Raw genomic sequence first — 14,080 nt, 5'->3', positions numbered from 1 at the left:
TTAGGGCGATGGGCTGCGGTTTTCAATGCCGCACTTGATCGGGGGGGCGTGTGGCGGCTAGACAGGTCCGAACGAGGAGACAATTCAGCCGATGCCCCAATCCAAACAGTCCAATACGGACGCCTATAGCCTTATTCTCGAAGCGATAGACGTCGGTGTCTACAAGCCTGGTGATCGGCTGGTGGAAAGCGAACTGGCCGAGCGGTTTGGCGTTTCGCGTACTCCGATCCGCGAGGCGCTGCAGCGGCTTGAAACGCAGTCGTTGCTGGAACGGGACGGGCGGTCGTTGATCGTGGCCTCATTGGACCACAACCAGATGGCCGAGCTTTATGTTGTCCGGCGTGAATTGGAAGGGCTGGCCGCACGACTGGCCGCAAAACACGCAACCGAAGAGGAAATTCGGGTCCTTCGGGACATGGTGGTGGCCGATAATGAGTTGATCGGAGATCCTGTTGCGCTGTCGCGGGCCAACCGGAGATTTCACGAACAGATTCACCTGGCTTCGCATAACCGCTATCTGGTGCAGCAGCTTGATCTGGTGCATCGGACCATGGCCTTGATGGCGACCACATCGCTGGCCGCAGAAGGGCGTGGCGAGATTGCGCAGAGCGAGCACAAAGGCATCGTGGACGCGATTGCGGCGCGAGACGAGGACGCGGCGGCCAAGGCGTTGCAGGATCACATTTCGGTCGCCTTCATGACGCGGCTGAAACAGGATGCGATCCGGCGCGAGAAATAACGGCCTCACGTTCCTCGACCGCATGGCCGTGCTGGGTCTTGTCCCAGAAGAACGGATTGACCGCCAGTTCCCACAGGCCTTTGTAGGCCGCCAACACGCCCAGCGGATAGTAAAGCACCATGGTCGGCACCCAGGGTAGCAGGAACCTGCGTTTGCCTGCGATGACACCGAAGATACCCACCAATAGGTTGGCGGCTTCGGCGACGAGAAACAGAACCACGCAGGCAGTCAATAAACCGGGTGTCAGGATTGGTTGATACAGGTGGGGCAGCCCGAAAAAGATGGGCCAGAACGCCCACAAAAGCGGGGCCAGAAGGAATTGGCCCAGTGTTCCCAGAAAAAAGGCCTGTAAGCCCAAAAAGCGCAGCAACCCCAGATCGCGCAGCAATTGGCGTGGTGCGCGCATATGCACCAGATAGGTGACCATGAACCCTTTCAGCCAACGCGAACGCTGCTTGACCCATGGCCAGGCGCGAAAGTTCGCCTCTTCATAGGTCGTGGTGCTGACGATCTCGGTCCGATATCCGGCACGGCTTAGGCGGACACCCAGATCGGCATCTTCGGTGACATTATGGGCATCCCAACCGCCCAGTTCGACCAGCTTGTCGCGGCGAAAAAAGAAGGTTGTGCCGCCCAGCGGAACGACCAGACCAATTCGCGCGATGCCTTTCAGGACGACGCGAAACCAGCCGCTGTATTCGATGCTAAAACAGCGCGACCGCCAATTGGTGCGCGGATTATAGTAGTCTAGAATACCTTGCAGGCACACCACTTCCTTTGGGGCGTTCGCGAAATGGCGGACAACGGTTTCAATCTGATCGGATTGCGGCGCGTCTTCGGCATCCCAAACGCCCAAAATCTCTCCACGGCAGAAATCCAGCGCATAGTTCATCGCACGGGGCTTGGTGGTCAGGTCACCCCGATCCGGCACAACAATGGCGCGCATCCAGGTTGGCAGTTCTATTTGCCTGAGCGCCTCATTGGTTACGTCATCCCGCTCTTCCAGCACCAAAATGACATCCAGCAACGCTTTGGGATAGGTCAGGCGGCGCAGCCGGGCGATCAGGTCATCGGCAATCTCGCGTTCCTTATATAGCGGCACAAGGATCGAGACGCGGGGTAGGCGAAGTGACTCAGAGGTCTTTGTTGTTGGCTCAGATTTTTCTCGCCACAGATAAGCAATGAGCCCCGAGAGCCTGAGAGACAAGAACAGTCCTAGGGTCAGCAGTGCAAAGCCCAAAAGAAGGCCGAGGCCAACTATCGGGAAACAAACACAGAGTGCCGCGAACAGGATAAATCCAATGATCGGCCCACGGCGCGTCTGGGCCGACCAATTCCTGCAGCTTTGCCGCGCCTCAACGCGAGTTTCTGCAGCTTGTGCCAGCGGTTGAGCATATTGACGGGCGATGGCGGCATCGATCTGCTCGGGTCCTGCCAGAACCGGGATGATTGTGTAACGGTGGCGTTTCAATGCGTCTGCCACTGCGTCGAATGTATCTGGCCTGGCTGTAGCGATCAGCAGGATTGGCCCCACACGCATCCAGGGCAGTACATTGTGCTCCAACCAAAACTCGACCGGTTCGAGCAAACAGAGGTCTGCGGCAGGTGGTACCTGCGCAAGATCGGCGATCTGAAGGCCGGTTTGGTCAGACAGCGCCGAGAGAACCTGCGCACGGCTGGCCCATCCTTCACTGACCAGTATTTCCCCCAATGGCGCGTTCTGGAATACTTGCATCCGCAGGGCGCGCGCCAACTGGTCGGGTGTGATGATGCCTTGTTCGACGAGACATGTGCCGAGCGGTTTGCGCGAATGCGGCCCGGGCACAGGCTGCGCCAGTGTCTGACGCTGGAGATTCAATTCGACCATAACGAAACCCTGCCGCATGTAACATCCGGCAGGGTTGCTTAGTCAGAGTTAACACACGGTTAACGCTGTTGAATTCGCCTTTAAGCTTGTGCTTTTTGATCCGCCATCGCCGCGGCAAAGCGTTCGAACAGGTAGAAACTGTCCTGCGGGCCGGGTGACGCTTCTGGATGATGCTGCACCGAATAAACCGGGCGACCCGTCATGCGGATGCCGCAGTTCGAGCCGTCAAACAGAGAGCGATGCGTTTCGACTACGCCATCGGGCAGTGTTTCCGCGTCCACGGCGAAGCCGTGGTTCATCGAGGTGATCTCGACCTTGCCGGTTTCCATATCCTTGACCGGATGATTGGCACCATGGTGGCCGTGGTTCATCTTGATCGTCTGCCCGCCAAGCGCCAGTGCCAGCATCTGATGGCCTAGGCAAATGCCAAAGACGGGCAGATTTGTTGTATCCAGCACTTCCTTTATCATCGGAACAGCATATTCGCCGGTAGCCGCCGGATCGCCGGGTCCGTTTGACAGGAACACTCCGTCCGGCTTGTGTGCCAGCACCTCCGCAGCCGTTGCGGTGGCGGGCAATACGGTTACGTCGCAACCCGCCGAGGCGAGGCAGCGCAAGATGTTGCGCTTGGCACCATAGTCGATCGCGACCACCTTGTGCATCGGAGCTTCCTGACGCTGGTAGCCATCGGGCCAAGCCCAACGCATCTCATCCCAGCGATAGCTTTGGGCGCAGGTGACTTCTTTGGCCAGATCCATCCCTTCGAGACCCGCAAAACTACGCGCTGCAGCAATCAGGGCTTCGATATCGAAGTTTCCCTCGGGATCATGAGCTAGCGCCACGTGCGGTGCGCCTTGCTGGCGGATCGCGCGGGTCAGGCGGCGGGTATCGACGCCGCCGATTGCGATGCGACCACGGCGGGCTAACCAGCTTTTTAGCTCTTCTGTCGCGCGCCAATTCGACGGCTCGGTCGGGTCCCATTTGACCACCATCCCGGCTGCCACCGGGTCGCCGGTTTCGTCATCTTCGGGATTCACTCCGACATTGCCGATATGCGGGAAAGTGAAGGTCACGATCTGGCCCGCATAAGAAGGATCGGTCATGATCTCTTGATAGCCCGTCATGGCGGTGTTGAAACACAACTCGGCCTCGGTTTGACCGGTTGCGCCGAAGCCCACACCGTAAAACAGGGTTCCATCGGCCAACGCCAGACATGCGGTGGGCTTGGACGGGGCGTTCTGGGCCATGGCGCGACTCTCCTGCAAGGTAAACGGGCGCATAACTAAGTGGGTTATACGCTAGGGTCAAGTCTGTTCAAATTTTGGGCTATTGTTAAAAATCAATGAGTTACAATTAATGTCCACTGTTGTACCAACCTTTTTGTTTCGATATGGTCAGGGTTCCTTTGCCATGGGGATGGACAGACCATATGGATATGCGATCACGGGTGAACTCTGCCCTGAAGCAAGCTATGAAAGACAAAGCCGCCGAGCGTCTTTCGACACTGCGCCTGATCAATGCGGCGATCAAGGATCGTGATATTGCTTCGCGCGCCTCTGACAATGAAGAGACCAAGGGCTGCGGCGATGCTGAAGTGCTTGAAATTCTGGGTAAAATGACCAAGCAGCGCAAGGAAAGCGCACGCGCCTATGAAGAGGGCGGACGCCTTGATTTGGCCGAGCGGGAACTGCGCGAGGTTGAGGTGATTGAGGAATTCCTGCCCAAACAGCTGGACGACGACGAAGTTAGCAAGGCCATTCAGACCGCCATCACGTCTACTGGGGCGGGCTCAATCCGCGATATGGGCAAGGTGATGGGCGAGTTGAAGTCGCGCTATACCGGTCAGATGGATTTCGGCAAAGTAGGACCGATGGTCAAAGATCATCTTTGCGCTAACTCCAACGGCGCTTAATCACGTCGATTTGCGCAGTTTCTGACTCAGATCATCAAACAGCGCGATCCGCTCGTCCTCGGACAGGAACGCGCCGATCTCAACTTCGCGCCCATCGCCGATCAGCGTTACGTAGTGGGGTACCGGACCACCGCTGGTGTGCATTTCGGGACGGGCCCAATAGCGGTTGCAGGTCCATTCCTGATCGCCCTTGTCTGGGTGGTGGTGCACAAGGTGGGCTTGCGTCTGGCCTAAGGTCAGAACCTCGAACACGCTGCGCGCGCGATAGTTTGTCTGGATTGCCAACCAGAGGCCCAGAACCGTCAGCAGCAGGAACGGCAGCAGACCCCACAGGACGATCGAACCCAACATCGCCAGCAGCGGGATCAGTCCGAGCAGGAACACCGACAAGATGACGGTCATTGCACCACGTGGTGGCAAGGAGTTGTGCGGCCAAAGCCGCAGTTCCTGTTCAGCGTCCGAGTTTTCTGTCCATTGATAAGGCATGGCGAGAACCTAGCTCAGACCGGCGCAATGTCGAAGCAAAAATCAGTCAGACAACGTGGCCGACGCGGACCCACGACAGGGCATCGTCAAGCCGGTCATCACCCCAGAACACTTCGTCGCGGACAACAAAGCTGGGTGCGCCGAAAACCCCCAGTTTGATGGCCTTGTTTGTCTCGTCCTCCAAGGCTGCAACAGCGTCCGGGCTGCGGGCACGGGCAAGCATCAGGCGTGGATCTTGTTGGCACCGAAGCAGGGCTTCGGAAATGGCGCTTTCGCTACCGGCTTCAATCCCGTCCTCGAACCAGATCCGATAAAGATTTTGCGTGAACCCGGCGCCCCAGCCGTCCTGCATGCCCAGCAAAGCCACCTGATTTGCCAGCGCCAGGTTAGAAATTGGATAGGGGGCGGGAAGTTTGGCGTGGATGTGATATTTCGCAGCGCGCCGCTCAATATCGCGCCACATATAGGCCGACTTCACCGGTTTGCCAGCGAAGGGAATATTTTGCTGTTCCGACATCACCGTGCGCACGTTGAAGGGGCGCCAGGTTACTGTCGCATCGTTTTCTTCGCACCAGCCATCCAGGCGCGTGATGGTCAGAAAACTGTAAGTGCTGCCGATTGAATACCAAAAGTCGATCTCGGGCATAGCAAGGCTCCTGTCAAAAGGGGCTTTGCCAACCAGAATACCGCAAAACGGAGGTTTTTTCGATCTTTGCCCAATTTAAGTGGTCAAAGTAGCGCTTTATCGATGGGTTCTGTCGGCTGAGGGGCAGTGCCGCAGGAAGTCATCTGGCGCAGGTCGATTTCGATCATACGGCAGATGGACGAGATCGGAACATCGGTTACGTCGCCTTCGAACGGGTCCTCCATCGAGGCGCTGACCCGTTCAGTCACGAAGAAAATCCAGCAAACCAACGCCCCGATCGGAGCAAAGACTGCCCAGTCAAGCAGAACGGATTTTGTTACCGAGTAGCCCATGCCAGCGGTGATCGAGCGTTGGTCATTCAACGCCAGCGGTAACATGAAGATAAAAATATAGCTGAAGATGCGCCCGACCTCGGCGACCTGCCGCGGGGAAGGGGGTATTCTTGATACGTTCGCTTTGGCCTTGCGCGTCTGCAAACCGTGCTAGCCGGTTCATCAGCGCCACATGCCAATAGGGGTCGATCTTGCCGGATTGCGCCAGTGATGAAAGCCGCTCACCCTGAAGAAACAACAGGTACGCGGCACGGTTGGATTTCCCTTCGAGCAGAGGCATATCAGCCGCCAGTTGGGTATCGCGCCAGCATTCGGGTTCCTGATGCAGCGCGATTTTGTCCACGACCGGTTTGTGCCCGAACATCCACGGGCGGCGGGCACGTCCATGCGTAGCGGGCTGGCGCAGCTGAAATGCCAGCATGTTGAGCCAAGCGATATGACGTTCCAGCAATTCACGCCGTATCTCGGGCGCAAGCGGCGTGCCGTCAGCCTGAACCAGATTGCTGATCGTGTTGCCCCAATCGCGACTGGCGTTGACGATGTCCCCCCAGATCTTGCGGGCCTCAACCCAGCGGCCATAGGCCGAGGTGTTCTTGAAACCCAGAAAAAATGCCACTGCCAAACCCAGCATCGTGACCGGTGGGCTGGAGTTCGAGATCAACTCAAGCGGAGTAACTTCATCCACTAGTTCAAGCAGGAGTATCCAGGCCATGACGATGCAAATGAACCCGGCAGAGCCTTTGACCAGTTGCCGAAGTGTGATGCCGTGATGGAGAATCATGTGGCGCGCACCCGTCTTAGATTATGCTGTTTTCGCAAATACTAGCGGCCTGATCTTTGGTGCGTCTACGTGTTGGGTGCAGCAAGTTGCGGACTGGGGGCATAAAAAACACAAAGCCCCGCACGGGGCGGGGCTTTGCTGAATTTGGTTTGGATGGCGGGATTAGTGCGCGTGGCCCTTGTCCCAGTCTTCCTGCTTGGGCAGCTGCTCGAACGTGTGTTCAGGCGGCGGCGTGGGCAGGGTCCATTCCAACGTATCCGCGTATTCGTTCCACGGGTTCGGGCGTGTCTCTTTCGCACCACGCAGCAGGGCGTAGATCACGATGCCGAAGAACAGCAGGAACGAGGCGAACGAGATGAACGCACCAATCGACGAAACGAAGTTCCACTGAGCAAACGCTTCAGGGTAGTCGATATAGCGGCGTGGCATGCCCTGACGGCCCAGGAAGTGCTGCGGGAAGAAGGTCAGGTTGGCGCCGATGAAGAACAGCCAGAAGTGAACCTTGCCCCAGAACTCGGAATACTGACGGCCCGTCATCTTCGAGAAGTAGAAGTACACGCCAGCGAAGATCGCGAAGACGGCACCCAAGCTCATCACGTAGTGGAAGTGCGCAACGACGTAGTAGGTGTCGTGATAGGCACGGTCCACGCCGGCCTGCGACAGCACAACGCCGGTCACACCACCAACGGTGAACAGGAACAGGAAGCCGAAGGCGAACAGCATCGGGGTTTTGAACTCGATCGAGCCGCCCCACATGGTCGCGATCCACGAGAAGACCTTAACGCCGGTCGGAACCGCGATGACCATCGTGGCCAGCATGAAGTAGGCCTGCTGGCGCAGCGACATGCCAACTGTGTACATGTGATGCGCCCATACGACGAAGCCCAGCACACCGATCGCGATGATCGCCCAGACCATCGGCAGGTAGCCGAAGATTGGTTTACGCGCGAAGGTCGCGATCACGTGGCTGATGATGCCAAAGCCGGGCAGGATCACAATGTACACTTCCGGGTGGCCAAAGAACCAAAGGATGTGCTGATACAGGATCGGATCACCGCCACCAGCCGGATCAAAGAAGGTAAAGCCAAAGTTGCGGTCCATCAGCAGCATGGTGATTGCGCCTGCCAGAACCGGCAGCGACAGCAGAATCAGCCACGAAGTGACGAAGATCGACCAGCTGAACAGAGGCACCTTGAACAGTGTCATTCCCGGGGCACGCATATTCAGGAAGGTGGTGATCATGTTGATTGCGCCGAGGATCGAGGAGGCGCCCGATACGTGCACGGCGAAGATCGCAAGGTCCATGGACATGCCGCCTTCGGTCGTCGACAGCGGTGGATACAGAACCCAGCCTACACCTGAACCAAGCTGGTCGTTACCACCGGGGCTGAGCAGCGAGGCGACGCCCAGCGAGGTGCCAGCGACATACAGCCAGAAGGACAAGTTGTTCATCCGCGGGAACGCCATGTCCGGCGCGCCGATCTGCAACGGCATGAAATAGTTGCCAAATCCGCCGAACAGGGCGGGGATGACCACGAAGAACATCATCAGAACACCGTGATAGGTGATCATCACGTTCCAGAGGTGACCGTTGGGGGTACATGGATCGGCCATGAAACCTTCGAGGCACATATACTGAACACCGGGGTGCATCAGTTCGAGCCGCATATAGACAGTCATCAGAACCGAGATCAGACCGGCAAGGGCCGAAAAGACCAGGTAGAGAATCCCGATGTCCTTGTGGTTGGTCGACATGAACCAGCGGGTGAAAAAGCCGCGCTGATCTTCATGCTCGTGACCATGAATGGCTGCGTCTGCCATTAGGTGCCTCCTGTTGCAACTGTACCGCGCAGTCGGACCTCTCCAACGCGCGGGATTCCTGCTGGTTTTAGATTGCGAAGGGGCGACCTTCAATGGTCGAGTTTGATCTGGATCAAGATTAATTGTCGCGGGCAGTCTGTGCTGCGCGATAATCTGACCTCGGATGCGAGGGATTTGGGGATTCAGTCTGCGATTACAAGTGGTGACGGGGAAACCCGCTTGACCCGCATCAAGCGGCGGCTCAGAACAACGGGTAAGTCCAACACCGGAGGCCTGTAATGACCGCTTATGATCCCGAAAATGTCTTTGCCAAGATCCTGCGCGGAGAAATCCCGTCAAACCGTGTGTATGAAGACGACGACACCGTCGCGCTGATGGATATCATGCCCCGGGCGGACGGGCACTTGTTGGTGATCCCCAAAACCCCCTGTCGCAACATGCTGGATGCAACGCCCGAGCAACTGGCAGCGGTGATGGCGACGGTACAGAAGATGGCTCACGCTGTGAAAGAAGCGTTTGGTGCAGATGGCGTCACCGTTCAGCAATTCAATGAGGCCGCAGGCGGGCAAGAGGTATTTCACCTGCATGTGCATGTATTGCCGCGCCACGAGGGCGTCTCGATACGCCCGCCCGGTAAAATGGGCGATTTTGACCTGATTGCTCAACACGCCGACAAGATCCGCGCGGCACTGACCTGATCCACCTTCGAAGCGAGCTGTCGCAGGCGTCGTGATCACCAAACGCATGGAGCACGACACTTGCGTAATCGCGCTGCCCGTCGCAGACCTGAGGAATACGGATCAGTCTTGTTCCATTCTTTTCAGGCGTGCGATCCGGACTCGTAAATCATCAGGCTGCTGTTCGGCGATTTCATTAGCCCGGTTCAAGTTTTTCCATTTGCACCTTCGAGCGTGAGCAAGGCCTCTAATTGGGCCAGCGGCTGGCCAGATCTTGGCCATGGCGTACGCATTGCAACCGCCGCAGCGCGGTTTCGTCATAGCGGCGCCGATTACCTGCAGTAGGTTCGAACGGCGGTAGAAGTCCAGAACCGGATCGTAGGTGCTTTGAATCCAGTGCGAAATGAGGGAGCCCCGATTGCATTCATTTTCGAAAACACCCCCTTGAACCTCTAGTCACTAGAGGAATTATGTAGCATGGTGATCCAGTAAATAGGACACACTAAAATGGCTCATCAGCATTCCCACAAAGGGCACAGCCACGCGCATGTTGATCCGCAGGCCGGAGATGCGCGCGTTGCCTGGGCCATCGCGGTCAATATGTTCTTGACGCTGGCACAGATTGTGGGCGGGGTTATTTCAGGTTCGCTCGCCTTGATTGCGGACGCCTTGCACAACCTGTCAGATGCGATTGCTCTGGTCATCGCATTCTTTGCTCGCAAGATCGCTCGTCGACCCGCGAACGCGCGTATGAGTTTCGGGTATGGCCGGGCCGAGGTTGTAGCGGCGCTGGTTAACTACACAACACTGATCGTTCTGTCGGTCTATCTGCTGTACGAAGGCGTAATGCGGTTTGTCGAGCCCGAGCCGGTTAATGGCTGGATCGTTGTCTGGATCGCTGGGATCGCATTGGTCGTCGACCTTGTCACCGCTATGCTGACCTATTCCATGTCCAAGGACAGCATGAATATTCGTGCGGCATTCCTGCACAATGTGGCCGATGCATTGGGGTCCGTCGCCGTGATTGTCGCAGGTACCGCTGTAATTGTCTTCAACTGGACTTGGGTCGACCCAGCGGTCACCATCATGATCTCACTTTACATCCTTTGGCACGTCAAATCCGAGATCGGTGAAACCATACGCGTTCTGATGTTGGGCGCGCCAACAGAATTGGATCCGGAAGAGGTCGCCACAGCCATTGAAGGCGTATCGGGCGTGGCAGGAGTTCACCACATCCATCTGTGGAGCATGCAGGAGCGTGAGCCCGCGCTGTCGGCGCATCTGGTCATCAAACCCGACGCACAAGATAGTGCCGAGGATATCCGGGTGATGGTCAAGCAGGTTCTGCAGAACAAGTTTGGGCTTGGTCATGTTACGCTTGAAATCGAAGCCAGCGGGCACGCTTGCGTCGGATCAACCCGATTTGGGCATCAACAGATTTAGGGGCCTAAAACGAGAATTGCCGTTCCGATATGGGGTCGGAACGGCAGACTCGTAACCAAACACTTTCACGGATTTCGCAGGGCAGCCCTGAGATCACCGGTTAACACACCACTCACTCATGAACGGTCATTACATACTATGTGGTCAGATGGCGTTTGTAAGGAGAGGATGTGAAGAATCCCTGAATTTGAGGCGAATTGAGACCATTCAAAGGAATTTTCTGAATGATTTTCGAAACAGAGTGCCCCAAATTCTAGCATTGTCTTTTGCGTATTCTGGCCAGATCTGTCCGAATACGTGGAATCACCTATAAACTAGGCGCCTTCGGTGGCGAAGACCTCATCAAAGGTCTTTTTTAGCGCAACATCGACGTCATCCATGGTCACCGGCAACCCAAGATCGACCAGTGAGGTCACCCCGTGTTCCTGAATTCCGCAGGGCACGATACCGGTGAAATGGGACAGGTTCGGCTCGACATTGATTGAGATACCGTGAAAGCTGATCCATTTCCGCAGGCGAATGCCGATGGCCGCGATCTTGTCCTCGGCTGGCTGGCCGGTGATCGTCAGCGGCTTGTCTTGCCGTTGCACCCAGACGCCCACGCGGCCGTCGCGGATCTCACCGGTGACATTGAACTCGGCCAGAGCCGCAATCACCCATGCCTCAAGCTGCTGTACAAAGCGGCGCACATCATGACCGCGTTTGCCCACATCAAGCATGACGTAAACAACGCGCTGACCGGGGCCGTGATAGGTGTACTGTCCACCGCGCTTGCTTTCATAGACCGGAAAGCGATCCGGATCGGTCAGATCTTCTCGCTTGGCAGAAGTCCCAGCGGTATAAAGCGGAGGGTGTTCCAACAGCCAAATGCATTCGTCCGCCTCACCCGCTGCAATCGCAGCAACGCGCGCCTCCATGAAGGCAGTGGCCTCGTCGTAGTCGATCAGCCCGTCGGTAGTCTTCCATTCCATGCTCGTTCCTTAGACCGTCTGCGGGGCAGGGGGAAGGGGTCAGGCGGCCTCGGCCAGGCAGCGTTGCAGGACCTGCGCATAAGTGTCCGTGCCCTGTGCGCCGGTCAGCAGATATTTCCCTCCAAACACCATCGAAGGCACGCCCGAGATGCCTCGGCTGGTCCAGAAATCTTGTTTTTCACGCACCGGTTGGGCATGCACACCTGATTCAAGTGCGGTTCGCGCCGCCTCCGGGTCGAGCCCGGCCGTCTCGACCGCGCCCATCAACACCTCGACGTCAGAGACATCCTGTTGCTTGGTGAAATAGGTTTCGAACAGGGTCAGTTTCAGCGGATGCTGACGCCCCTGTTTTTCCGCCCAGTCAAGCAGTTGATGCGCGGCAAAGGTGTTCACGATTCTGCTGTCATCAGTGAAATTGAAGGTGAACCCAAGTTCAGTACCCAACGCAGTCAACCGCTCGCGCGCCTGCTGGCTTTGCTCGGGCGTCGAGCCATATTTCTCGGCAATATGCTCCCTCAGATTCTGCCCCTCTGGCCCCATGTTGGGGTTCAGTTCGAACGGATGCCAACGCAATCTGGCCGGCACATTCTCTTGCTTCAGCGCGGCATCGAGTTGACGAAAACCTACGATACACCACGGACAGACCACATCCGAGACGACATCAATCTGCACGGTAGGGCGGGGATCGGGCGAGGGCATGGCTGCTCCAGATTGCATTGTATCGCGGTTAGATATGGCTAAAGCACGTGATTTCAATCGGCTGTGTTTTTGCCTCTTCACATCGCGCGGTTCAGCGTCTATACGCCCCTCTACCAAGTCATTGGCAGTGCGGTCGTGGCGGAATTGGTAGACGCGCAGCGTTGAGGTCGCTGTGGGGTAACACCCGTGGAAGTTCGAGTCTTCTCGACCGCACCAGAACCATCTTGACGATCTGGTTTTGGGCCTTAAAAACAAGGGCAATCAGCATTTTCCGAGTGTGTCGCGTAACGCAAACAACACACACGGACAGCACACAATGGCCCTTAGAATGACGATCAAATACATCGACTGCATTAGTGATAGCCAATGGCGTTTTCGTAGACGGTGGCCGAAGCGGGTGCGTGAAATTCGCGGCGAAGATGCTTACCAAAAGCACATACAAGCGCGTGAAGGGGCCGCTTTTCAGCGCGAGTACCAATTCCATCTGAGAAACTTTGACACCATTGTCGAAGATACCCTTAGGCGGAACCCACTGGTTGATACTCGGTCACCAACGCAGAAATTCATCGACGCGCAACGCTTGGCAGAACACTACATGACTGGCATTCAAGGTCTCGAAGATGACAGCTTGACGCGAGGTATCGTCGCCGAAGGTCTAGTGAAGCAAGGGGAAGCGCCCGAGGTAGTGGCTGCGGTATTGAATCCAAACGCGGAACCCCCAAAGCCAACTCTGGCTGATATGCGGGACACCTACGCTCAGGACAAGGGACTTGCTGATGACCGGAAGGCCATGGTGAGAATAGACCGAACGTTTGGCCGTCTTAAGGATGCCATGAAGAAGCCTCTGGAAGACGTGACCATTGAAAGCATCGACCGCCAAACAGCACGTTGCTTCATGGACCACTTATTGCGCCTCAAGAAAGCCAACGGTCAACCACTCGCGCTAAAGTCGTGTCAGCGTGAAGTCATTATTGTCGCTGCGGCTTACAACCATGCCGTCAGGGAGTTGGAAATACCGTCTGATCGCAACCATTTCGAACGCCTCCCGTGGCCTAAAGAACAGGTTAGCTCACTTGATAAGAACGTCCCGCTACCAGACGGCGTTGCCGATGCGGTACAGACGACCCTAGAGGGTGGCAGGAGCAATGACCTTCCTGATATGTGGCGGGTGCTGAAAGGCACTGGAATGCGACTAGGTGAAGCCTGTGGTCTGCGTATTAGCGACGTTGACCTTACCGGGGAAACCCCGTCCATCCTGATCACCCCGAACGAAATCAACGGCATCAAGAACAGCAACAGTGACAGGTATGTTCCGATAGCCTCAGACAGCCTCAGGGAATCCCTCAGGGCGCGTGTAGAGGGGCGTAGGGCTAACGAGCCACTGTTCCCTTCTTATGGCCGTGACGGAGGTCCTACGGCTGCCTCTGCGGCTTTAATGAAGGCGGTCAGAAAAAACACTGACGACAAGCGCATGAAAGTCCACGGGCTGCGCCATAGAGCAAGCGATAAGCTGAGGGACGCAGGGGCGCCTGTAGAGGTGCGTCATGGGTATCTCGGGCACTCTGCTCAGTCGGTCGCTGAGAATACTTATGGTGGGCGTGAGGCGCGGCTTAGAGAGTTCGCTAGGTGGGGAGTGAAGGCGGGGCTTTAAACCTTGCGGCACAACAGACCTTCCACCTGATCGATGCGCTGACACATCTGAGTTT

At 56.8% G+C, this 14,080-nt stretch carries 14 protein-coding genes and 1 tRNA gene; 6 read left to right on the top strand and 9 right to left on the bottom strand.

Features of this window, described 5'->3' with window-relative positions:
* Window positions 1-91: 91 nt before the first annotated feature.
* Entirely contained in the window at window positions 92-739 is a 648-nt protein-coding gene (locus ACR0AU_RS05115) for a GntR family transcriptional regulator (RefSeq protein ID WP_170393473.1), read from the top strand.
* Here the strand turns inward: ACR0AU_RS05115 and ACR0AU_RS05110 are convergent.
* A complete protein-coding gene (locus tag ACR0AU_RS05110) occupies window positions 696-2,624 on the bottom strand; it encodes a glycosyltransferase family 2 protein (RefSeq protein ID WP_480438428.1) in 1,929 nt (642 codons plus the stop codon). The two genes, ACR0AU_RS05115 and ACR0AU_RS05110, sit on opposite strands and share 44 nt — an antisense overlap.
* A gap of 62 nt (window positions 2,625-2,686) precedes the next feature.
* Window positions 2,687-3,853, bottom strand: a complete 1,167-nt coding sequence (gene carA, locus ACR0AU_RS05105) for a glutamine-hydrolyzing carbamoyl-phosphate synthase small subunit (RefSeq protein WP_170510981.1) — start codon at window positions 3,851-3,853, stop codon at window positions 2,687-2,689.
* 182 nt (window positions 3,854-4,035) lie between these two features.
* On the opposite strand from carA, the gene ACR0AU_RS05100 reads away from it, so the two are divergent.
* Window positions 4,036-4,518 (top strand): GatB/YqeY domain-containing protein, encoded by a 483-nt coding sequence (locus ACR0AU_RS05100; RefSeq protein ID WP_170393469.1) that lies wholly within the window; start codon window positions 4,036-4,038, stop codon window positions 4,516-4,518.
* On the opposite strand, the gene ACR0AU_RS05095 is transcribed toward ACR0AU_RS05100, so the two are convergent.
* From ACR0AU_RS05095 to ctaD, 5 genes are all read right to left on the bottom strand, one after another.
* Window positions 4,519-5,004 (bottom strand): DUF2244 domain-containing protein, encoded by a 486-nt coding sequence (locus tag ACR0AU_RS05095; protein ID WP_170731889.1) that lies wholly within the window; start codon window positions 5,002-5,004, stop codon window positions 4,519-4,521.
* Window positions 5,005-5,050: 46 nt separating this feature from the next.
* The gene (locus ACR0AU_RS05090; RefSeq protein ID WP_480795364.1) at window positions 5,051-5,650 is read right to left on the bottom strand and encodes a DsbA family protein; all 600 of its coding nucleotides are present in this window, start codon (window positions 5,648-5,650) and stop codon (window positions 5,051-5,053) included.
* 83 nt (window positions 5,651-5,733) lie between these two features.
* On the bottom strand, window positions 5,734-6,012 hold the full coding sequence (locus ACR0AU_RS05085) for a hypothetical protein (protein ID WP_480795363.1): 279 nt from the start codon (window positions 6,010-6,012) through the stop codon (window positions 5,734-5,736).
* A complete protein-coding gene (locus tag ACR0AU_RS05080) occupies window positions 6,005-6,763 on the bottom strand; it encodes a bestrophin family protein (RefSeq protein ID WP_480795362.1) in 759 nt (252 codons plus the stop codon). Before ACR0AU_RS05080 ends, ACR0AU_RS05085 begins: the two co-directional genes overlap by 8 nt.
* Before the next feature lie 162 nt (window positions 6,764-6,925).
* Window positions 6,926-8,584: a cytochrome c oxidase subunit I gene (gene ctaD / locus ACR0AU_RS05075; protein WP_170393460.1), complete on the bottom strand. Its 1,659-nt coding sequence runs from the start codon at window positions 8,582-8,584 to the stop codon at window positions 6,926-6,928.
* Between the two features lie 278 nt (window positions 8,585-8,862).
* On the opposite strand from ctaD, the gene ACR0AU_RS05070 reads away from it, so the two are divergent.
* Window positions 8,863-9,282: an HIT family protein gene (locus ACR0AU_RS05070; RefSeq protein WP_170510549.1), complete on the top strand. Its 420-nt coding sequence runs from the start codon at window positions 8,863-8,865 to the stop codon at window positions 9,280-9,282.
* 486 nt (window positions 9,283-9,768) lie between these two features.
* Window positions 9,769-10,704: a cation diffusion facilitator family transporter gene (locus tag ACR0AU_RS05065; protein WP_170393456.1), complete on the top strand. Its 936-nt coding sequence runs from the start codon at window positions 9,769-9,771 to the stop codon at window positions 10,702-10,704.
* 314 nt (window positions 10,705-11,018) lie between these two features.
* Here ACR0AU_RS05065 and lipB read toward each other — a convergent pair whose 3' ends face one another.
* Both lipB and ACR0AU_RS05055 read right to left on the bottom strand, forming a co-directional pair.
* Entirely contained in the window at window positions 11,019-11,675 is a 657-nt protein-coding gene (gene lipB, locus ACR0AU_RS05060; RefSeq protein ID WP_170595979.1) for a lipoyl(octanoyl) transferase LipB, read from the bottom strand.
* A 39-nt stretch (window positions 11,676-11,714) separates the two neighbouring features.
* The gene (locus ACR0AU_RS05055) at window positions 11,715-12,374 is read right to left on the bottom strand and encodes a DsbA family oxidoreductase (protein WP_480795361.1); all 660 of its coding nucleotides are present in this window, start codon (window positions 12,372-12,374) and stop codon (window positions 11,715-11,717) included.
* A 129-nt stretch (window positions 12,375-12,503) separates the two neighbouring features.
* Between ACR0AU_RS05055 and ACR0AU_RS05050 the strand changes: the two genes are divergently transcribed.
* Window positions 12,504-12,590, top strand: a tRNA-Leu gene (locus ACR0AU_RS05050).
* A gap of 112 nt (window positions 12,591-12,702) precedes the next feature.
* The gene (locus ACR0AU_RS05045) at window positions 12,703-14,025 is read left to right on the top strand and encodes a tyrosine-type recombinase/integrase (RefSeq protein WP_480795360.1); all 1,323 of its coding nucleotides are present in this window, start codon (window positions 12,703-12,705) and stop codon (window positions 14,023-14,025) included.
* Window positions 14,026-14,080: the final 55 nt, after the last annotated feature.

The sequence above is a fragment of the Ruegeria sp. CG1 genome (genome assembly GCF_056537265.1).
The sequence above is the reverse complement of the archived record's forward strand: the minus strand, read 5'-3'. Positions and strand labels throughout refer to the sequence as shown.